This window comes from Sphaerobacter thermophilus DSM 20745 (assembly GCF_000024985.1).
In the GTDB taxonomy this organism is placed as follows: Bacteria; Chloroflexota; Chloroflexia; order Thermomicrobiales; family Thermomicrobiaceae; genus Sphaerobacter; species Sphaerobacter thermophilus.
Map to the genome: position 1 here is coordinate 2,688,279 of NC_013523.1, position 20,682 is coordinate 2,708,960.

Consider the following 20,682-nt stretch of genomic DNA (forward strand, 5'->3'; position numbering starts at 1 on the left):
AATGAACGTGGTGTACCCGCCAGCCACCCGCTCCCGCGCGCCTGTCATCCTGAGCGCAGCGAAGGATCTCGCGTCAGACCGGCCACGCACCGGGGAGATCCTTCGGCTCGGACGGAGTCGCCGGGCGCGGCTGGCCGCGGCCCCCGGCACCGCTCAGGATGACAGCATCCGGGCGGCTCCGGTGTAGCACGGTAATTCATCAAACTTCATAAGCCGGCTTGGAAAGGTTCGGCCGGTTACGTTCGTCAGGGCGAGAGGCGCTCGATGCGCCAGGTGCCGTCCGGTTGGCGGGTGTAGCGCAGGCGGTCGTGGAGACGGCTCCTGCGGCTCTGCCAGAACTCGATTGCGGTGGGGCTGACCCGGTAGCCGCCCCAGAAGGGGGGGAGCGGCACCTCTTCGGGGAAGCGCTGCTCGATCTCCCGCAGGCGCTCCTCCAGCGTCGCCCGGTCGGGGATCACCGCGCTCTGCTCGGAGGCCCAGGCGCTGAGCTGGCTGCCGCGCGGGCGAGTGTGGAAGTACGCCTCGGACTCCTCACGGCTGACGCGAGAAACCTCCCCGGTGATCCGCACCTGCCGCCCCAGAGCCGGCCAGTGGAAGACCAGCGCAGCGCGCGGGTTTTCGGCCAGCTCCCGGCCCTTTTGGCTCTCGTAGTTGGTGAAGAAGACGAAACCGCGCTCATCGAAGCCACGCAGCAGTACGACGCGCGCCGAAGGGACGCCATCGCCGGTGGCCGTCGCCAGCGTCATCGCGTTCGGCTCGGGGACGTCGCGCGCAAGCGCCTCGGACAGCCAGCGGTTGAACTGTGTGAAGGGGTCGTCCGCCAGGTCCGCCTCGTTCAGCCCGACCTCAACGTCTTCCTTCCGCAGCGTCCGCAGGGACCGGTTCGTCTCGACGAAGTCACTCATACCTCGATCTCACACGCTCCCACGACCCGGCAGCCGTCGCCTGGCGCCGGTCCGCCCACATCTTACCGCGCTACCCTGACCATGGCATGGATCGCCGCGGTCGCCGCCTCCACGTCGCTCAGGTTGGGCAGCACCGCGTCGGGTGCGTGCGCGGCCAGATCGTCCACGCCGTAGCGGCCGGTTGCGACCGCCAGGACGCGGGCGCCGGCTGCCCGCGCCGCCTCGATGTCGCGCGGCGTATCGCCGACCAGGATGGTGCGCGGGCCGTCGAACGACGCGCGGTAGTGCTCCCACGCCTCCCGCTGCCCCGCTTCCACCAGATGCCCGCGCTCGCGGGCGGAGTCGCCGTACGCGCCGATCGGGAAGAGGTGGGCGACCCCGGCGGCCTCGAGTTTCGCCCGGGCGACGGCCCGCGCGTTGCCGGTCAGCACACCCAGCGCAAAGCCCTCGTCGCGCAGCCGCTCCGCCACCGCGACGACGCCCGGCAACAGGTACTCGACTCGGCTGTCGCGAGCCACCGCCGCTGCGTAGTGCTCGCCCATGCGCGCGACCATCTCGGCCAGGCGCGCGTCGATCTCGGCCGTGGAGAGCCCATGCCGCTCTAGGGCCAGCCGCGCGATCTGGCTGTCGAGCATGCCCGCCAGCGGCACACCATCGAGCGTCGCCTGGACGCCGTAGACCTCCTGCATGGCCCGGACGAAGGCCGCCTGGTGGGCGCGATCGCCCGCGCGCAGCAGCGTGCCGTCGATATCGAACAGGACCAGCCCGCGCCAGGCGCGGTGTTCGTTATGCGTCATGCGTCATCCGTCACTCGTCGTGCGTGTCGCGTGTTCCGTGATCCGTGTTCTATTCGTCCTCCCCTCTCCCACAAGGGGAGAGGGGTCGGGGGTGAGGGAATCCCTCACTCACCACCGATCACGCTTTCCTTGGATACAGGATGAGCTGGGTGCAACGGAAGAGCGCCAGGAGTTTGCCGCTCGCGGCGTCGGTGACACGCGCGTCCCAGACCTGGGTGGTCCGCCCACCGTGGACAAGTGTCGCCTCGCAGGTGATCTCTCCCTCAGTGACGGTGCTGATGAAGTTGGTCTTCAATTCGATCGTCGTGAAATTCTCCGCCCCCTCGGGGAGGGAAGCCAGGCAGCCGACCCCGCAGCTACTATCGGCAAGCGCCACCACCGACGCCGCGTGGAGGTACCCGTTGGGCGCGAGCAGTTCCCGTCGCACCGTCAGCGACGTCCGCACCCGGCCCTCGCCCACCTCGTGGTAGGTGATCCCGATGAGGTCGAGCAGTGTCCCGGCCTTGCGCTTCTCGACCTGCTCAAGCGTGATCCGGTTCCCCTGTCCCATGTCCCCTCCTACGATCCGTGCCCGCCGTCGCCGGTCGCGTCGAGTGCCGGCCGCGCCGGGGCGTCAGCGACCGGGAGGCGCAGCAGCACCACCGCGGTCAGGATCGCGAGCCCGCCCAGCGCGCGCATCAGGCCGATGTCCTCCCGCAGGACCACCGCGGCCAGGGCAACCGCCATCACCGGCTCCAGCGTAGCGATGATCGACGCCCGCGCCGGGCCCAGCCGCATCACGCCCGCGAGGAACGCCAGGACGGCAACCACCGTGCTGGCTACCACCATCGTGGCCAGCACCAGCCAACCGCGGGGCTGGAAGCTCAGATCCAGCGAGCCGCTGAGCAGGGCGAAGGCGGCGAACATCAACGCCATACCGCTCATGATCCAGGTGCTGGCCCGCACGACCGACAGGCCCCGGACAACCCGGCTGCTGACCACGATATGCCCTGCATAGAAGCAAGCCGAGGCGAAGGCCAGCAGCATGCCGCGCCCGTCAGCGCCCTCAAAGTCGAAGCCCAGGGTCAGCAGGCAGCCGATCATGGCCAGCGCGAGCGCGATCGCGCGCACCAGGGTCAACCGCTCACCGAGCCAGAGGACCGCCAGCAACGTCACGATCGCGGGGTAACTATAGAAGATGGCGGCCACGGTGGAGGCCGGCGCGTAGCGGATGGCGAGAAAGAACGTGCTGGTGTTGGCGACGAACAGGGCACCGGCGAGCGCAAGGCCACCCAGGTGCGACCGGGGAAGGCCCGCCTCGCGCCGCAGCAGCAAGAACGGCCAGGCGAGGAGCGCCGCCGCCCCGAAACGCAGCGTGAGTGTCGTTGGGACGTTGATCCCGGCCTCGTACGCCAGCGCCGCGAGTGTGGGCGTTCCGGCGTAGCCAATCGCTGAGAGGACGACCAGCCCGATGCCAATCGCCTGCCCCCGCCGCTCCATCTTCCCCCTGCCGCCGCCCGCTCCTTGTGTTGTGTCCACCCAGCCCGCCGAATCGTACGGGCTGGTGCCCGAGCCGGTCAAATGTGAGGCGAACCCCCAAAAAGTACTAGGGATTTAACCCATGCGGGTCATGCGAACTGGGCGGTTCGGCTCTATCCTCAGAAGTAGTGATGCTGCAATAGCAGCGGACGCGAGAGACAACTCACCTGCCTACTAACCGCTCCACTGATGGACGCCGGCCGTCCCACCGGTGTCCACCCAAACCCTTGAGGGCCGGCTCTCCCCGGCCCTCCCCCCTTTAATAACCCTGCTTGCCCCGATACACCGCCGACCGGTCGTGATACGCTCTGCCTATCGCGTTCCAGAGGATGGCACGAGCGTTGCTCTCGCGTGCGCGGGTTGCTGGGGGAGAGAGGAGGAGACGGGTGAGCGAATTCGAGGCCCTGTTCCGCGTCGGCGTGGCGACGGTGCTGGGTGCGTTGCTCGGCCTGGAGCGGGAAATGACGGGCAAGCCGGCCGGGCTCCGCACGCACATGTTGGTGGCCGAGGGGGCCGCCCTCTTCATGGTCGTGTCGATCCTGCTCACAGAGCAGTTCGGCGTGTTCGACGCGGCCAATGTACGGGTGGACGTCACCCGCATCGGCTCCACCATCGTGACCGGAGTCGGGTTCCTGGGCGCCGGGATGATTCTGCAGTCGCGGGACCGTGTGTATGGGCTGACGACGGCAGCCGGCATCTGGGTCGCAGCCGCGATCGGCACCGTGGCCGGCTCGGGATACTACGTCGTTTCGGTGTTTGGGACGGTTCTCGGCCTGCTGACGCTGGTCGCACTGCGGGTCGTCGAGCGCCGCCTCGGTCCCGAGGAGTCCACCCATAGCCTCGAGGACATGGAAGACGACTAGAGTTCGGGGCTGTTGGAGTGTACGCGGTCGGCACGTGCCCGGGGGTGAACCCCCGGGCTGACGAGGAAAAGCCGGCTTTAGCCGGCTGGGGGAATTGAGGCTCACCCCTCGGTGACACGGTGTTCATCATCCAGATGTGTGCCCAAGGGTCAATCCCCGGCTAGGAAGCGAAGCCCACTGAAGGGGCTGGGGACGCGGCGCCTGGTGGCAGGCCGAACCGAATACGCCTGCATGGAGGCACCACAGCCCCTTCAGTGGGCTTTCCCTTGACCGACCGCGTCAACCCGGGGGTGGATACGAGCAGGGATGGGGGGAGGCTACTCCAGCACCCGGCGCTCGCGCTGGAGCCAGCGCACGAGCCGAGCCTGACGCTCCTCGGCAGAGAGCTTCGGCCGGTCGTAGGCGCCGACCGCGCGCCGCTGGCGCAGTGCCTCGTAGAGCGACACCGCGCAGGCGACGGAGATATTCAGGCTCTGGACCATACCCATCATCGGGATGACGACCGAGCCGTCCGCATTCGCCACGGCCTCGTCCGAGACGCCCCGGTGCTCGTTGCCGAACACCAGCGCGACCGGCCCCGTGAGGTCCAGGTCGTAGAGATCCCGGCTGGCGGCCGACAGGTGCGTGGCGTAGATGGTGAACCCCTGGGCGCGCAGCGCCTGGTAGCACGCCTCGATGCTCTCGTGCCGCACGATGTCGAGCCACTTCACCGCGCTCGCCGACGACACGCGGCTCAGCTCCGGCCACTCCTCGATGGTGTACACGAGATGCACCGTCAGCAGCCCCACTGCATCGCAGGAGCGGAGGACGGCGCTGATGTTGTGGGGATCGTGCACGTTCTCGATGACAACCGTCAGGTCCGGCTGGCGGCGCGCCAGGACGTCGACCATTCGGCGACGGCGCCGCTCGGTAATCGGGCGGGCATCCTGCGTCTCCATGCCTCGATTCTACGGGCCGCCCGCGGGTAGCGACAACTCACGGCGGGCGGCACCCGGGTTGCAGGGTAGAATCCCAGCATGAGCGAGCAGGGCGCCGGCGGGCGCGGGTACTGGGACGAGAGCAACGAGGCGCTGGTCGCGATCATCCGTGACCGGATCGCCGACGAGGGACGCATCACCTTCGCCGCGTTCATGGAGCTGGCCCTCTACCATCCCCAGTACGGCTACTACCGGACCGATGCAGTGCGCGCCGGGAGGGCGGGCGACTTCATCACCGCGCCTGAGGCGCACGCGATCTTCGGCCACGCCATCGCCCGCCGCCTCGCCGCGATGTGGCGCCAACTCGATCGGCCCGAGCCGTTCACGCTGCGGGAGTACGGGGCCGGGGCGGGCACGCTCGCGCTGGCAATCCTCGATGGGCTCCGCACCGATGGCGACGACCTCCTCACCGCCCTCCGCTACGAGCCGGTCGAGATCAACCCGGTGCGAGAGGCGGAGCTGGCCGAGCGCCTGGACGCAGCCGGGTTCGCCGACGTCCTGCACCAGCCGGTGCCCGGCGAGCAGATCACCGGCTGCGTGCTGGCGAACGAGTTCGTCGACGCCTTCCCGGTGCACCGGGTGGAGATGCACGGCGGGGAACTGCGGGAGATCTACGTCGTCTGGCGCGACGGCTGGTTCGCCGACGAGCCAGGGCCGCTCTCCACCCCGGAGATTTCGGACCGGCTGGCGCGCGAGGGCATCACGTTGGCCGAGGGCCAACGTGCGGAGATCGCGCTCGGCCCAACGGGCTGGATCGCCGAGGTAGCGGCCGCGCTGGAGCGCGGCTACGTGCTGGTGATCGACTATGGTTACCCGGCCGCCGAGCTGTACGGGCCGGAGCGGCGCGACGGCACGCTCAAGGCCTACACGCGGCACACCGTCCACGACGACCCGTACCGCGCCGTCGGCGAGCAAGACCTGACCGCGCACGTGGACTTCACCGCCCTTATGGACGCGGCGCGGGACCACGGGTTGACTGTGCTCGACCTGACCACCCAGGCCGACTTCCTGGCCGACGCCGGCATCGGCGAGATCCTGGTCGCGATGCAGCGGCGCCCGGGGATCACCGCCGAGGACTACCTCGCCGCCCGCGCCGCCGTCATGCACTTGATCGACCCGGGCGGCATGGGCCGCTTCCGGGTGCTGACTCTGGGGCGTGAGGAGTAATGCGTATTGCGTGTTGCGTGTTCCGTGCTCCGTGTTGAGCGATTAGCCGGGAGAAGCGACGGGCGCTAGGCAGGACACGTAGGACGCCGTACGCACCATCTACTACGCACTACGCACTACGAAAGGAGCCCCCATGACGACCACCGACACCAAGCGGCACGCAATCCCCGGTCGTGGGGACCAGATCGACTACTTCACCGCCACCGGCTCGGACGGCGAGACAATACGGACGCGCGACTACTACATGCGGCGCAACCTGGCCCTGGTCTTCAGCCACGGGCCGGACTGCGCCGCGTGCCGCGATCTGCTGCGCGGGCTTGCCCGGCAGTACGCCGCCGCGCGGGCGGAAGACGGCCAGGTGATCGCGGTCGTTGCGGGAGAACCTGCCGCGGCGGAGGCGCTGCGCCATGACCTCGACCTCCCCTTCCCCGTCGTGGCCGACGCCGACCTGGCGGTACATGCGCGCTTCGGTCTGGTGGAGGATGGCGCCCCGCTGGCCGCAATCTTCGTCACCGACCGCTACGGCACGATCTACGACGCCTCGGTCGCCGACGCGACGCACCAGATGATGGCACCCGAGGAGGTGCCCGGCTGGCTCGAGTTTGTCGCGTGTGAGTGCTGATCCGGATCTGCGATACCGCGCGCCATCCCCGGGAGCGCCGGCAAGCCACGTGGTTCACCGTGTGGCGCGTGTCCGGGGCCAATGGAGTTTGACGAATTCGTCGGGTGTATGCGGTCGGCATGGACCCGGGGGTGAACCCCCGGGCTGACGAGGGAAGCCAGCTATAGCCGGCTGGGGATGGGGCATGGCTCACAGCCCGGTGACACGGTATTCACCGACTGGTCCGTGCCCGGGGCTGAAACGCTTGGTGTGAGTTAGCCGAGGGCGTGTCGTGCCCCCTTGACAGCGAAAGGTGTCCACCGCCATACCAGCGTGTTCTCCCGTCGCTGCCACGAGCGGAGCTCCCGATGACGGTGGACACCTTCCTGACCCCAGTCTCCGTCCTGGTCAACACCTGCTGCCAGACCGAGCTGGAGCCCGAGACGCACCCCGGTCCCGCGCCCGCGCTGAGCCGCAGTGAGGTGCTGACCCTGGCCATCTTTGGGCAGTGGATGAGGTTCTCCCGTGAGCAGGACTGCTCTCGCTCTGCCGAGCGCCACCTGCGCCCCTACTTCCCGACGCTCCCCCATCGCAGCCAGTACAACCGCCTGCTGCGGCGGCATCAGGCCGCTCTGGCCCAGTTCGCGCTGTATCTGGCCGAGCAGCTCGGACGGGGTCCCGTCGCCTGTGACGTCCTCGATGTGGCCCCGGCCCCGGTGCGCACTACCAAGCGGCGGGGGCGAGGCTGGTTGGCCGGTGAGGCCAACATCGGCTTCAGCTTGCGCCTGGGCTGGTTCGCCGGCTTGGCAGTGCTGACCACCGTCAGCCTGGAGGGGGCGATCACCGGCTGGGGCGTGGCCCCGGCCAGCACCAACGAGCGCCCCCTGGCCGAGACCCTGATCGCTGCCCGCGCCCACCCCGATCCCCGCCTGCCCAGTGTCGGCAGCCCGGTCGGGATCGAGCTGGCCGACAGTGGCTTTGGCGGCGAGGACGACGAGGCGCACCTGGTGGCCACCTATGGCGTGCGGCTGGTGGCCACCCCGCAGCGAGGCAGTCGGCGGCGCTGGCCCACGGCGGTCCGCCGCTGGGTGGCCCGCCATCGCCAGATCGTGGAGACGGTCATCGGGCGGCTGCGGCACACCTTCGGGCTGGCACGCGAACGGCCGCACACCCTGGCAGGTTTCCAGGCGCGGCTGGCGGCCCGGGTGGCGCTGCACAATCTCTGCTGCTGGCTGAATCGGCAGCGGGGACGGCCGCTGCTGGCCGTGGCCAACCTGATCACCTGGTAGCCGCGGCGCCCTAACTCACACCAGGCGTTGTAGCCCGCGAAGGCGGGACAGACTGCCCGCAGGTCAGCCAGGCGCCAGCGGGGCTGCGGCAGCCCGGAGGCCGCCGGAGGGCGGTGCAGCGTCTCGATGAGCGCCTGTCCGTCCGGAGGGGGAACAACCCCGGTGCCCCCGGGCCGTTGCCGCAGTCCCGCGAGGCCATGCGCCCGCTCGGTGACCAGCCAGCGGCAGACCGCCTCCGGCTTGCACGGTGTGTACAGCCCGTGGCGCGCCACCTGGCGGGCCGACTGCCCGTCGGCGATCTGAAGCATGGCGCTGGCGCGCTCGCGCAGGGAGGGGCCGGGGATCGCGGTCGCGTGTCCGTTCCAGGGCGACGCGCTCGGCGGGGGGCAACTCCAGGGTATGCCGGCGCATCCGGTGGCTCCGTTCGCTCCTGTCCCCCAGCACCGCCCAGTATAGCCCGACCAAGTTCTGAAAGATCATAAGCCGGCTTTCCTTGTGAGCCCTGGGGTTTACCCCCGGGCCTTCAGCACCGCACGGAGATCCCCGCACCGCCCGCCTTCGCGGCTGGGCATGGGACCGAAGTTGTGAAATAATGTTCAGGTTGGGGTGAACTTCCGAGACGGCCGGGCCGTGCAATGACCGCCATGGGGGACGATGTGGAGGCCGGCCGGCTCACTGAGGAGGCGCGAGGTGCACCTCGCGATGGAGGAATGACGACGATGTCGGATAGTCCGCTAACCTGTTCCTGTAGCCCGGAACAGGGTGTCCGTTGTCCCGAGGGGCAGCGGCTATACGACAGCGCGCGAGAGCTCCACTTCCGTGCGTTACGCGATCCGCTAAGTCTCAGAGCCTACCGCGAGGCGTGGGCTGCGTATCTGGCGCACGTCTCCGCCCGGCGTGCGCAGTCGGAGCCGGAACCGGATCCATCCCTCTCTCCCAAGGCCGTAGCCTGGCTCCGCTTCCATCGCTGGCTCTACCAGCGCGGGTACTACGCCGACGACGCCAGCGCCGCTTGACCGGCGTGCTTCAACCCGCGTAAGCGCGTGATCGTTGCGCTGGGCACCGCAGCGGGTGTTGTCCCGGTCACACGAGTAGGTGCTCCTGGCAGCGCCCACCCAGCGCAGGCGCAGATGCCGCGCGGCAGAACAACAGGTGCGCTAGCGACGACGCGAGGAGGGGTCGAGGAAATCCCGGATGCCGTCGCCGAGGAAGTTCGATGCCAGCGCGACCGACAGAATCGCGAGACCCGGTCCCGCGGCGACCCACCAATGGTAGAAGCGGGCCGCACCTTCGCGGATCATCGCGCCCCATTCGGGCTCCGGCGGCACCGCCCCCAGGCCGATGAAGCTCAACGACGCGGCCAGCAGCACGACCTGCCCAAAGTCCATCGTCGCATTGACCAGGACTGATGACATCGAGAGTGGCAAGATGTGGCGCGCCATCAACCGCCTGGGGGACGCGCCCATCGCGACCGCGGCCAGCACGTGATCCTGTTCGCGCACCACCAGGATCTGGCCCCGGAGGAGCCGTGCGTAGACCGGCCACCAGACGATGATCATGGCGATCATGGCATTGCCGATACCCGGGCCGAGTGCCGCCGTGATCGCCATTGCCAGCACGATCGGGGGAAATGCCAGGGTGATGTCTGAGATGCGCATGAGGACCTCATCGACCCATCCCCGGAAGAACCCGGCGATGGCACCGACGAGGCAGCCCAGCCCGGCCGAGGCCGCGATCACGATCACGGCAATCCGTAGCGATATCTTTGCCCCGTAGAGCGTCCGGGTGAAGACATCGCGGCCGAGCGCATCGGTTCCGAATGGGTGCTTGAGGCTGGGGCCGCTCAGCCGGGTGCTCGTCGGGTCGAGCGGCCCGAACGGTGCCCACCACTGAACGGTGAGCGCGACCACGACCCACAACGCCAGTACCGCTGTACCCACCAGCACCGGGACGGGCACACGCCGCGAACGAAGACGCAGCGCGGGGAACCAGTGCCGTGAATGCTCCTCAGCGAGCGTCGTGTCAACCGTCATTCATCCCACCCTGGTGCTTCGTTCCGCCTGGTAGGCGGGACTCTGGTGCGTTCCGTTCCATGACCCGCCGGGTGAGGCCGCAGCAGCCGAGTCGCGTGATCACGAGAGGCGAACACGTGGGTCGACCAGCGCATAGGCCACGTCGGTCACGAGATTCGTGACAATGTACGCCGCGCCGACGAAGATCGACACGCCCATGATCGCCGGGAAGTCGAGCGTCCGCGCAGCCTCCACGGCGTACGATCCGATCCCCGGCCAGGCGAAGATCGACTCGGTGAGGACCGCACCCGCGATCAGCGAGGCGAACGAAAGCCCGATGATGGTCAGAACCGGGATCAGCGCGCCACGCAGTGCGTGCGTCACGATGACGCGCGTCTCCGTCAGTCCTTTCGCCCGCGCGGTCCGCACATAGTCCTGGCTGAGCACCTCGATGAGGCTCGCCCGGACCAGGCGCGAGATGATCCCGAGCACGAGCCAGCCCAGGACGACACCCGGCAGCACGAGATGTCTCAGCGCATCCCAGAACAACGGGAAGTCGAGCGCGACGAGGGCGTCGATCGTGTAGAGCCCGGTCAACTCCGGGGGCGGGTTTCGCTGCGGGTCCAGGCGACCGGGGCCGGGGAGGATCCCGAGCTTGCCGTAGAAGATGAAGAGGGCGATCAGTCCCGCCCAGAACACCGGGATCGATGATCCGATCAGTGCGACGAGCCGGGCGACGTGGTCGACCCAGGAATCGCGCTTCAGTGCCGCGACCATCCCGAGCACGACGCCCACCGACACCGCGAACAGCATGGCTGCCAGCGTCAGCTCCAGCGTGGCCGGGAGCCGGCGCAGGAGATCATCTGCCACTGGCGACTTGGTACGGAAGGAAGTCCCCAGGTCTCCGCGCAGCAGGTTCGTCACATAGATCACGTACTGCTCAGGAAGGCTCTTATCCAGCCCCCAGCGCGCTTTGGCCGCTGCCACCACCTGCTCGTTGTGCAGCTGCCGTTCCCCCACGATCGAGGCAAGCGGGTCCGCCGGCACGGTACGCGAGACGACGAACGTCAGGGTGACGATGCCAAGTAGGAGCACCGGCATGAGGAGTAGCCGGCGCATGACAAACCGCGTCACTCCGCCTCACTCTCCGCCAGCCAAGGCGGCGCCAGGCCACGGACAACGCGTGGCCTGGCGCTCGGGGCTACTTCCAACTCAGCTTGGCGATCTCCAGGTTGCAGCACCCGCTGTAGTGCATCCCCTGGACGTCCGAACGGTAGGCCAGCACCAGATCAGGGTTCATCAGGGCGATGATGTAGGCTTCCTCGATCATCTCGCGGCCGATCTGTTCGTAGAGCTCGGCCCGGGTTGCCTCATCGCTCGCCGCGAGCGCCTGCGCGTAGAGCTCGACAACCGTGTCGTTGACCACATCTCCCGCGTCGGGGCCGCCGACGCGACCAGCCCACGCGCCGCCCGGGATCATCGCGAAGTACTCGATGTACTGCGACGGATCGGTATGGTCGGGCGCGTAGTAGCCGGCGGAGACCGGGATGCCCGGATCCACCCGCTCCTCAAGCCAGACCGCGAACTCGATCGGCTGGAGGTTCAGCTCGATGCCGATCTCCTTCAGGTCGGTCTGGATCTTCTGCATCATGATGTTGAAGTCGACCCCGTAGACGTTCATGTTCGGGTAGCGAGCATCGATGGTGAACCCGTCCGGGTAGCCGCCCTCTGCCATCAGTTGCCGCGCCCGATCGAGGTCCCGCTCCGGCAGCGGGAGGTTTTCCGTGCCGAGGAAGCCGTTGGGGATCGCCGTAGCCTGCTTCCGGCCAGCCCCACCCAGCGTCACATCGATCAACCCCTCGTAGTCGATGGCGTAGCGGATCGCCTGGCGGACCTTCTCATTCAACTCATCGCCCAGGCCCCGCGCGCCTGGCGACAGCACCAGGTAGAGGAAGTTGAAGGAGGGGACGTTCTCGATGATGATATCGCCCCCAGACTGCATGTCCGCGGCGACGTCCGGGCTGATCTGCATCGCGATGCTGACGTCACCGCCCTCCAGCAACTGCCGCTGCGCAACAGCGTCCATCACCTCGCGGATGGTCACGTCCTTGATCGCCGGGGGATCGCCCCAGAAGTTCTCGTTCGCGGTCAGCACGATCTCGTCCCGCTCTCGATAGCTGACCAGGACGTACGGACCGCTCCCGGCCGAGTTCGACATGAACCAGGCTTCGGCGGTATCCGTGGTATCTGCGTCGGGGTCCGCCGTCGCGCCATTCTCCATGGCCAGGTCGCTGTTGACGATTGCGGCGTAAGGCGACGCCATCTTGGCCAGGAAGGCGGAATCCGGCTTGGCGAGGTTGATCACGACGGTTCGGTCGTCCGGTGTCTCGATGCTCTCCAGGCCATCCATGAAGAAGGAGGGCGACCCCTTCAGGTTATGCAACCGTTCGAGCGACCACTTGACGTCCTTCGCCTCCACTGGAGAGCCGTCCGCGAAGGTCGCGCGCTCGTCCAGCTTGAACGTGTACTGCGTGAGGTCCTCATTCGAGGACCACTCGGTCGCAAGCTGGGGGATCAGCGTCCGGTTATCCGACAGATCCAGGCCCACGAGGCGCTGGTAGGTCGCCGTGATGACGATCTGGCAGGTGTCGCAGAACGCTCGGTGCGGGTCGAGCGAGTTGATATCGGTGTGGCGAGCGATGACGAGACGCTTGCCCGACTGTTCGCCATTGCTCGGCGCGTCCGTCGGCGCCTCTGTCGCATCTCCGCTTTCCTGCGGGGCCGAGCTGCCTGATCCACAGGCCACCGGGAAGATCAGGAGCAGGAACACTAACACCAGATACGGCCAGCGACGTGACGTGCCGAGCATGCCCACCTCCTCCACTCCCCGGCGACTCTCACCAGGGGATGAGCCAATCCCTGCCCCCACGAAATGGGTGCCCCGCGAGCGAATCGTCGCCGAACGGCCGGCCGGTGCCGGTGTGAACCGACGGATCACGGCCGGGGTAGCCGGCGAGCCTTCACGCACTGCTAAGGGCCGCGGCGCTCTGAGCTGCTTTCTTCTCACGCACCGCGCGTTCTATTGCCGATTGACGCCTTAGACAGGAGTATGCCTCCCGAGAGCTGTCAACCCTGTTAATCAGCATCCGGGCATCATCCAGCGCGTCTCGAGCACGCGCGAGTGGGTGCATGTCGGGGGGAGGGTATGGATCGTGTCGCGGACGGTGTCCTGGTCCAACTGGTCCGGCGGAGTCTCGTGCACCCCGCAACGGGTCGAGGTGCCCGAATCCGAGGCGCACGTTATCGACCTCGTGCGCGCCGCGGAGGAGAGCGACGCAGTCGTCCGGGTCGCGGGAAGCGGCCACTCCTTCGTGCCGCTCTGTGCGACCGACGGCGTGGTGCTCTCGCTCGACAACCTCCAGGGCGTGATCGACACCGATCCAGATCGCCAGCAGGCCGTGGTCTGGGCCGGGACCAAACTCCACCAGCTCGGCGAGCCGTTGTGGCGGGCAGGCCTCGCCCTGGAGAACCAGGGCGACATCGACCGTCAGTCACTCGCCGGGGCCATCAGCACCGGCACGCACGGCACCGGCGTGCGTCTGGGCAACCTGGCGACCCAGGTCGCCGGCGTGCGCCTCGTGCTTGCCTCCGGCGACATCCTCGACTGTTCCGCGACCACAGAGCCGGACGTGTTCCACGTCGCACGCCTCTCGCTGGGCGCGCTCGGCGTGATCACCCAGTTCACGCTTCGCCTGGTCCCGGCCTATCGTCTCCGTGAGCGGACCTGGGCCGCCTCCGTGGACGAGTGCCTGGAACAGCTACCCACGCTGATGCAGGCGACGCGGCACTTCGAGTTCTTCTGGTGTCCCAACACGGATACCTGCGCGATGAAGGCCCTGGACCCCACCGATGACGAGCCAACCCCGCCTCACGAGTGGCCGTACGCGCCACCGGGGCATGTGGACCGCTACGTCGGCCCGGAGCGCGTCGATTGGAGCTACCGGATCTTCCCATCGGAACGGTCCGACCGCTTCAACGAGATCGAGTTCGCCGTCCCGGCATCACTTGGCCCGGATTGCTTCATTGAGATTCGGCGCCTCGTGCAGGAGCGCTACTCCGACGTCACCTGGCCGATCGAGTACCGGAGCGTAGCCGCGGACGACATTCCGCTCAGCCCGGCCTATGGGCGGGAGACCGTGACGATCTCTGTGCACCAGGGGGCATCGCTGCCGTACGAGGACTTCTTCCGCGATGTCGAGGCGATCTTCCGCGCCTTCCAGGGTAGACCCCACTGGGGCAAGATCCACTGGCTCACGGCGCGCGATCTCCGAGACCTGTATCCGGAATGGGATCGGTTCCAGGCCGTCCGCGAGCGACTCGACCCCAACGGCCGCTTCCTCAGTCCCTACCTGCGCGAGCTGCTCATCGACTGAGGTCTGGAGCGGGCGGCCAGGACGTCATCTAGCGGCAAGAGCACCAATCGGCAGGAACTCAGCCACCGGCGCGATCACCCCAGGCGCCGGTGGCAATGCCTGCTTCCAGGGGGCTTCTCATTGGCGCCCTGCTTACTGCTCCCATTCCCTGGAACCGTGGGACGCTACCGTGAGGCCTTTCCTCACCTGGCAGTGTTTCTGCTAGGCGTATACTGTACGGTGGAGCATGGGCCGGCGGGATGCGCGATGCTGGCGGGCTGCTCCGGCGGGCGTTGGCAGCGTCTCTGCCCGGCCGGGTACTGGCCCCCTCCGCGACCGTCCGGTCCACACCGGACCGGTGGCGACCCCACCACCGGGAACCATTCACGACGGGAGGGACCCCACGTGGCCAATCCACTGCAGCGCCTCGCCGACTTCGGACAGAGCTTCTGGCTTGACAATCTGAGCCGGGTCCTCATCACCACCGGTGAACTGGCCCGGCTGATCGAGCAGGACGGCCTGCGCGGCATCACATCGAACCCCACCATCTTCGAGAAGGCGCTCGCCAGTACGCACGAGTACGACCAGGACATCGAGCGCCTGGCGGCGGAGGGCAAGAGCGATGAGGAGATCTTCGAGGCCCTGGCCATCGAGGATATCCGCATGGCGGCCGATCTGCTGCGCCCGGTCTACGATGCAGCCGGGGGCGGTGACGGGTTCGTCTCGCTGGAGCTGCCGCCATACCTCGCCACCGACACCGAGCGCTCGGTGGCTGAGGCCAAGCGCCTGTTCGCAACTATCGACCGGCCCAATGTGATGATCAAGGTGCCGGGCACACCGGAGGGGATCCCCGCCATCGAGCAGCTCATCGCCGACGGGGTCAATGTCAACATCACCCTCCTCTTCTCGCTCGACAACTACCGGCAGGTGATCGAGGCCTACCTGCGCGGGCTGGAGCGCCGGGCCGCGGCCGGGCAGCCGCTGGACCACGTCAACTCGGTCGCCAGCTTCTTCGTCAGCCGGGTTGACACCGAGGTGGACCGCCGGGTGGAGCAGATGCTGGAGGAGACGAGCGACCCGGCACGGCGGGAGCTGCTCCAGTCGCTCCTCGGGAAGGTGGCGGTGGCCAACGCCAAGCTCGCCTACCAGGAGTTCCGGAAGGCATTCCTCGAGGGCGAACGCTTCCGGGCGCTCCAGCAGCAGGGCGCGCGGATGCAGCGGCCGCTCTGGGCCAGCACCAGCACCAAGAACCCGGCGTACAGCGACGTGGCCTACATCGAGCCGCTGATCGGCCCGCACACGGTCCAGACGATGGCCCCGGTCTCGGTGGAGGCGTTCCGCGACCATGGCGTGGTGGCGGAGACGGTCGAGCAGGGGGTGGAGGAGGCCCGGCAGACGCTGGAGCGACTGGCCGAGGCGGGCATCGACTACGACGAGGTCACGACGCTGCTCCAGGAGCAGGGCGTGGCGGCCTTCGCCAAGTCGTACGACAACCTGCTCAAGGGGATCGCCGAGAGGCGGGCGCTGCTGACCGGCCCGACCGGGGGGAGGTCGGCCAACCTCGGCCCTTTTGATGATGCGGTCCGCTCCGCCCTCGACCGGCTGACGCGCGACCGCTTCGTCGAGCGAATCTGGCAGCGTGACCCGAGCCTGTGGAGCGATGACTCGGCGGTGCAGGCGGCGATTGCCAACCGGCTTGGCTGGCTCGATGTGCCCGCGGCGATGCTGGGCGAGATCGAGACCTTTACCGCGCTACAGGAGGACATCCGCGGCGCCCAGTTCGAGCGGGCGCTGCTGCTCGGCATGGGCGGCAGCAGCCTCGCGCCGGAGGTGTTCCAGCACACGTTCGGAAACCAGATCGGCTTCCCCGAGCTGGTGGTGGTCGACACGACCGATCCGGACGCGATCGCACGGATCACCCAGGAGCTGGACCTCGAGCGCACGCTCTTCATCGTCAGCTCGAAGTCGGGCACGACCGTTGAGACGCTGTCGCTTTACCGCTACTTCCACAAACTGATGGTGGATCGACTCGGCGCGGCGGAGGCAGGGCGCCATTTCATCGCCATCACCGACCCCGGGACGCCGCTGGCTGCGATTGCGGCGGAGCAGGGCTTCCGTCACACGTTCCTCAACCCGCCCGAGATCGGCGGGCGCTACTCGGCGCTCTCCTACTTCGGGTTGGTGCCGGCCGCGGTGATCGGGCTCGATGTGCGTGAGCTGCTGGAGCGAGTCGGGCCAATGGCGGACCGGCTACGGCAGCCGGGCGCTGATAACCCGGGCCTCTGGCTTGGTGCGGCGCTCGGTGGGCTGGCGCTGGCGGGCCACGACAAGCTGACCTTCGTTTTCGAGCCGGCTCTGGAGCGCCTCGCTGACTGGCTGGAGCAGTTGATCGCCGAGAGCACCGGTAAGGAAGGCACCGGGATCATCCCGGTTGCCCACGAGCCGCTGGCCAGCGCCGGGGACTACGGGGCGGACCGGGTCTTCGTCGGGCTGGACCTGGTGCCCCAGCCGCACCCGCAGACCGACGCGGTGCTGGAGGCGCTGGAGACGGCTGGCCAGCCGGTGATCCGCCTGCGGATGCGGGACCAGTGGGACCTCGGCGCCGAGTTCCTGCGCTGGGAGTTCGCGACCGCCGTGGCCGGGGCCGTGCTGGGGATCAATCCCTTCGACGAGCCGAACGTGCAGGAGAGCAAGGACAACACCAAGCGGCTGTTGGAGGAGTTCCGCAAGCGCGGCGGCCTGCCCGAGCCGCCCCCCGAGGCGTCGGAAGATGGTGTGTCGGTCGTCGGAACCCCGGCGGCAACGGTGGGCGAGGCGGTGACCCGCTTCGTCGACCAGGTGCGCGTGGGCGACTATGTGGCGATCATGGTCTTCCTCGACCCGACGCCGGAGGTGGAGGTACCGCTGCGGGAGATCCGCGACCTGCTGCGCGACCGGCTGGGAGTGGCGACCACGCTCGGCTACGGCCCGCGCTTCCTGCACTCGACCGGCCAGCTCTACAAGGGCGGACCGTCGAACGGGGCGTTCCTCCAGATTGTCGCTGCGCCACAGCACGATCTGCCGATTCCCGAGGAAGGGTACACGTTCGGGACGCTCTTCCGGGCGCAGGCGCTGGGCGACTTCGAGGCGCTCCGGCGGCGTGGGCGGCCGCTGCTGCGGCTGGAGCTGCATGGCGATCCGGTCCACGGGCTGAAGCGGGTCCTCCAGATGCTGGCGCCGGCCGCGCTGCGCTGATCGGGGTTGATGGGACGGGCACGACGGGCAGGGTGCTGCGTTTCGCCCTGATGATGACAGGAGAACGGGCGCGCGGGCGTTGCACGGCGCCTTGCGCGGCCCTCAGTTCCCGCCGGGCGGACAGGATCAGGAGCGCGCCCGGCCCTTGGACCTGGTTGGAATGTAGGCGGGGACGCCAGCCACAGGACGGGAGGGCGTGATGCCCTCCCTGACCGCTTTGGCGCCGGAGGACCGTACCGTCGAAGGAGTGAGTGCATGGATCTCGCGATCATCGGACTGGGCCGCATGGGCTCGAACATGGCGCGGCGGCTGATGCGTGACGGCCACCGGGTGGTGGTCCACAACCGGAGCCCGGAGCCGATCAAGGAGATGGAGCAGGAGGGCGCCGTCGGGGCGTACACCCCGGCGTCGGTGGTGGACCGGCTGGCGCCGCCGCGGGTGATCTGGATGATGATCCCGGCGGGCGACCCGGTCGATGACATGATCAACAAGCTGCTCCCGCTGCTGTCACCGGGCGATGTGTTGATCGATGGGGGTAACTCGAACTGGAAGGACTCCGTGCGGCGCGCGGCCGCGGTCTCGGAGCGGGGTATCCACTACCTCGATGTGGGTACCAGCGGCGGTATCTGGGGTCTCGAAGTGGGCTACTGCCTGATGATCGGGGGCGAGGAGGCGGCCTTCCGCATTGTCGAGCCGGCCTTTAAGAGCCTGGCGCCCCCGGATGGGTACCGGCTGCTGGGGCCGAGCGGCGCGGGGCACTTTGCCAAGATGATCCACAACGGGATCGAGTACGGCATGCTCCAGGCCTACGCCGAGGGGTTCGAGATCCTGGAGTCGTCACCCTTCGAGTACGACCTGGCAGGACTGGCCGCCCTCTGGAACCGAGGAAGCGTGGTACGGTCCTGGCTCTTGGAATTGGCCGAGCGGGCCTTCAAGGAGGATCCGCATCTGGAGTCGATCCGCGGCTACGTCGAGGACTCCGGTGAGGGGCGGTGGACCGTATTCCAGGCGATCGACCAGGACGTACCGGCACCGGTGCTGACACTGTCGCTGATGACCCGCTTCCGCTCCCGGCAGCCGGACTCGTTCGCGGCCAAGGTCGTCGCCGCGCTGCGCCGCCAGTTCGGAGGCCATGCGGTGCAGCCGAGTGGCGGCGAGTGAGTACTTGGCTCTCATCCCCTGCCCCCCTCTCCCGATCGTAGGGATAGGGAGATGAGGCGAGAAGCATCTCCCCTCTCCCAACCTTGGGAGAGGGGCCGGGGGTGAGGGCCGACGCAACACGCAACACGAACTACGCAGGGAAGAGGCATCGATGCAGAGCGCCACAGTTGCGAACCCGCTGCGGGAGGGTCTGCCGCAGGAGCGGACCCCCGCTCCCTGCGCCATGGTGATCTTCGGTGCATCGGGTGACCTGACCCGCCGCAAGTTGATGCCGGCGCTCTATAACCTGGCGTTGGAAGGGCTCCTGCCGCCCGGCTTCAGCGTGGTCGGCTATGCCCGGCGTGATCTGGAGCACGGCACGTTCCGCGACCAGATGCGCGAGGGTGTCAACCAGTTCTCACGCCGCCGGCCGGTCGACCCCGATATGTGGGAGGTGTTCGAGCAGGGGATCTCCTACGTCCAGGGGACCTTCGAAGATCCGGGCGACTACGAGCGGCTCGGCCAGGAACTGCGCCGCCTCGACCGCGAACGCGGCACGCAGGGCAACCGCATCTACTACCTGGCGACGCCCCCCGACCAGTACGAGACGATCGTTGACAACCTCGGTCGCGCCGGATTGAACAAGCCGGGCGAGGCGGGGGGCTGGACGCGCCTGATCGTCGAGAAGCCATTCGGACGGGATCTCCAGAGCGCGATGGTGCTCAACGACCGCGTGCTCCGCATCTTCGAGGAGGAGCAGGTCTTCCGGATCGACCACTACCTGGGCAAGGAGACGGTCCAGAACATCCTCGCCTTCCGCTTCGCCAACGGGATCTTCGAGCCGATCTGGAACCGCAACTACATCGACAACGTGCAGATCACGGTGGCCGAGAGCATCGGGATCGAAGGCCGGGGCGCCTACTACGACCAGTCCGGCGCGCTGCGCGACATGGTGCAGAACCATATGCTGCAGCTCCTCAGCGTCATCGCCATGGAGCCGCCGATCGCCTTCGAGGCGGACGCCGTGCGGGACGAGAAGGTCAAGGCGCTGCGCGCCATCCGGCAGGTCGACCCGGCACGCGTGGATGAGATCACCGTGCGCGGGCAGTACAGCGCCGGCTGGGTCGGCGGCCAGCCTGTACCAGGCTACCGCGAGGAGCCGAACGTCGATCCCAACTCGATGACTGAGACCTTCGTGGCCCTCAAGCTCTTCATCGACAACTGGCGCTGGGCCGGGGTTCCCTTCTACCTGCGCACCGGCAAGCGGATGCCGCGCCGGGTAACGGAGATCGCAATCCAGTTCAAGCGCGTGCCCCACCCACTCTTCCGCGGCGCGGCTGCCGAATCGCTGGAACCAAACGTGCTAGCCATCCGAATTCAGCCGGACGAGGGCATCTCGCTGAAGATCGCCGCCAAGGTGCCGGGGCCGCAGATTCGCCTGCGCTCGGTCAACATGGGGTTCCTGTACGGCACCTCGTTCCTGGTTGAGTCGCCCGACGCGTACGAGCGGCTGCTGCTCGACTGCATGCTCGGCGACTCGACGCTCTTCACGCGCCGGGACGAAACCGAGGCAGCCTGGCGGCCGATCACGGCGATCCTGGAGGGCTGGGCCGAGGCGCCGCCGCCGTTGTTCCCCAACTACGAGGCGGGGACGTGGGGGCCGCCCGAGGCTGACGAGTTCCTGGCCCGAGACGGCCGCGAGTGGCGCCGTCCCTAGGACACCGGCCGGGATCACCAGGATCGTCGGCATCTCGCCGGCTCTTCATG

At 68.1% G+C, this 20,682-nt stretch carries 18 protein-coding genes; 10 read left to right on the forward strand and 8 right to left on the reverse strand.

Going from position 1 to position 20,682, the window contains the following annotated elements; all coding sequences use genetic code 11:
- Nucleotide 1: 1 nt before the first annotated feature.
- Nucleotides 2-187, forward strand: coding sequence for a hypothetical protein (locus STHE_RS12125; protein WP_012872875.1), 186 nt, complete (start codon nucleotides 2-4; stop codon nucleotides 185-187).
- A gap of 58 nt (nucleotides 188-245) precedes the next feature.
- Here the strand turns inward: STHE_RS12125 and pdxH are convergent, their stop codons facing one another.
- The 4 genes from pdxH to STHE_RS12145 all read right to left on the reverse strand — a co-directional run bounded on the left by pdxH (nucleotide 246) and on the right by STHE_RS12145 (nucleotide 3,181).
- Nucleotides 246-905 carry a pyridoxamine 5'-phosphate oxidase gene (pdxH, locus tag STHE_RS12130; protein WP_012872876.1) on the reverse strand — a complete coding sequence of 220 codons (660 nt, stop codon included), beginning with the start codon at nucleotides 903-905 and terminating at the stop codon, nucleotides 246-248.
- 62 nt (nucleotides 906-967) lie between these two features.
- The gene (locus STHE_RS12135) at nucleotides 968-1,702 is read right to left on the reverse strand and encodes an HAD family hydrolase (RefSeq protein ID WP_012872877.1); all 735 of its coding nucleotides are present in this window, start codon (nucleotides 1,700-1,702) and stop codon (nucleotides 968-970) included.
- Nucleotides 1,703-1,820: 118 nt separating this feature from the next.
- Nucleotides 1,821-2,252, reverse strand: a complete 432-nt coding sequence (locus tag STHE_RS12140; RefSeq protein ID WP_012872878.1) for a PaaI family thioesterase — start codon at nucleotides 2,250-2,252, stop codon at nucleotides 1,821-1,823.
- Between the two features lie 8 nt (nucleotides 2,253-2,260).
- Nucleotides 2,261-3,181, reverse strand: a complete 921-nt coding sequence (locus STHE_RS12145) for a DMT family transporter (RefSeq protein ID WP_012872879.1) — start codon at nucleotides 3,179-3,181, stop codon at nucleotides 2,261-2,263.
- Nucleotides 3,182-3,606: 425 nt separating this feature from the next.
- Between STHE_RS12145 and STHE_RS12150 the strand changes: the two genes are divergently transcribed.
- Complete coding sequence (locus STHE_RS12150) at nucleotides 3,607-4,083, forward strand: MgtC/SapB family protein (protein ID WP_012872880.1); 477 nt, start codon at nucleotides 3,607-3,609, stop codon at nucleotides 4,081-4,083.
- A gap of 317 nt (nucleotides 4,084-4,400) precedes the next feature.
- Here STHE_RS12150 and STHE_RS12155 read toward each other — a convergent pair whose 3' ends face one another.
- A complete protein-coding gene (locus STHE_RS12155; RefSeq protein WP_041399098.1) occupies nucleotides 4,401-5,021 on the reverse strand; it encodes a TrmH family RNA methyltransferase in 621 nt (206 codons plus the stop codon).
- Nucleotides 5,022-5,099: 78 nt separating this feature from the next.
- Here STHE_RS12155 and STHE_RS12160 point away from each other — a divergent pair, with 78 nt between their 5' ends.
- The 4 genes from STHE_RS12160 to STHE_RS19065 all read left to right on the forward strand — a co-directional run bounded on the left by STHE_RS12160 (nucleotide 5,100) and on the right by STHE_RS19065 (nucleotide 9,133).
- A complete protein-coding gene (locus tag STHE_RS12160; protein WP_012872882.1) occupies nucleotides 5,100-6,227 on the forward strand; it encodes a class I SAM-dependent methyltransferase in 1,128 nt (375 codons plus the stop codon).
- 133 nt (nucleotides 6,228-6,360) lie between these two features.
- On the forward strand, nucleotides 6,361-6,849 hold the full coding sequence (locus tag STHE_RS12165) for a peroxiredoxin family protein (RefSeq protein ID WP_012872883.1): 489 nt from the start codon (nucleotides 6,361-6,363) through the stop codon (nucleotides 6,847-6,849).
- 347 nt (nucleotides 6,850-7,196) lie between these two features.
- Nucleotides 7,197-8,117: a transposase gene (locus tag STHE_RS12170; RefSeq protein ID WP_012872884.1), complete on the forward strand. Its 921-nt coding sequence runs from the start codon at nucleotides 7,197-7,199 to the stop codon at nucleotides 8,115-8,117.
- A gap of 719 nt (nucleotides 8,118-8,836) precedes the next feature.
- Entirely contained in the window at nucleotides 8,837-9,133 is a 297-nt protein-coding gene (locus STHE_RS19065) for a hypothetical protein (protein ID WP_012872885.1), read from the forward strand.
- A gap of 141 nt (nucleotides 9,134-9,274) precedes the next feature.
- Here STHE_RS19065 and STHE_RS12175 read toward each other — a convergent pair whose 3' ends face one another.
- The 3 genes from STHE_RS12175 to STHE_RS12185 form a co-directional block, all read right to left on the reverse strand.
- The gene (locus tag STHE_RS12175; RefSeq protein ID WP_012872886.1) at nucleotides 9,275-10,150 is read right to left on the reverse strand and encodes an ABC transporter permease; all 876 of its coding nucleotides are present in this window, start codon (nucleotides 10,148-10,150) and stop codon (nucleotides 9,275-9,277) included.
- Nucleotides 10,151-10,249: 99 nt separating this feature from the next.
- Nucleotides 10,250-11,263, reverse strand: coding sequence for an ABC transporter permease (locus STHE_RS12180; protein ID WP_041399101.1), 1,014 nt, complete (start codon nucleotides 11,261-11,263; stop codon nucleotides 10,250-10,252).
- A gap of 67 nt (nucleotides 11,264-11,330) precedes the next feature.
- Nucleotides 11,331-12,998, reverse strand: a complete 1,668-nt coding sequence (locus tag STHE_RS12185) for an ABC transporter substrate-binding protein (RefSeq protein ID WP_012872888.1) — start codon at nucleotides 12,996-12,998, stop codon at nucleotides 11,331-11,333.
- Between the two features lie 343 nt (nucleotides 12,999-13,341).
- Here STHE_RS12185 and STHE_RS12190 point away from each other — a divergent pair, with 343 nt between their 5' ends.
- From STHE_RS12190 to zwf, 4 genes are all read left to right on the forward strand, one after another.
- Nucleotides 13,342-14,562, forward strand: a complete 1,221-nt coding sequence (locus tag STHE_RS12190) for a D-arabinono-1,4-lactone oxidase (RefSeq protein WP_012872889.1) — start codon at nucleotides 13,342-13,344, stop codon at nucleotides 14,560-14,562.
- Nucleotides 14,563-14,946: 384 nt separating this feature from the next.
- Nucleotides 14,947-17,775, forward strand: coding sequence for a bifunctional transaldolase/phosoglucose isomerase (locus STHE_RS12195; RefSeq protein WP_012872890.1), 2,829 nt, complete (start codon nucleotides 14,947-14,949; stop codon nucleotides 17,773-17,775).
- A 255-nt stretch (nucleotides 17,776-18,030) separates the two neighbouring features.
- Nucleotides 18,031-18,936, forward strand: a complete 906-nt coding sequence (gnd, locus tag STHE_RS12200; protein WP_012872891.1) for a phosphogluconate dehydrogenase (NAD(+)-dependent, decarboxylating) — start codon at nucleotides 18,031-18,033, stop codon at nucleotides 18,934-18,936.
- Nucleotides 18,937-19,087: 151 nt separating this feature from the next.
- A complete protein-coding gene (gene zwf, locus STHE_RS12205) occupies nucleotides 19,088-20,632 on the forward strand; it encodes a glucose-6-phosphate dehydrogenase (protein WP_012872892.1) in 1,545 nt (514 codons plus the stop codon).
- Nucleotides 20,633-20,682 lie beyond the last annotated feature (50 nt).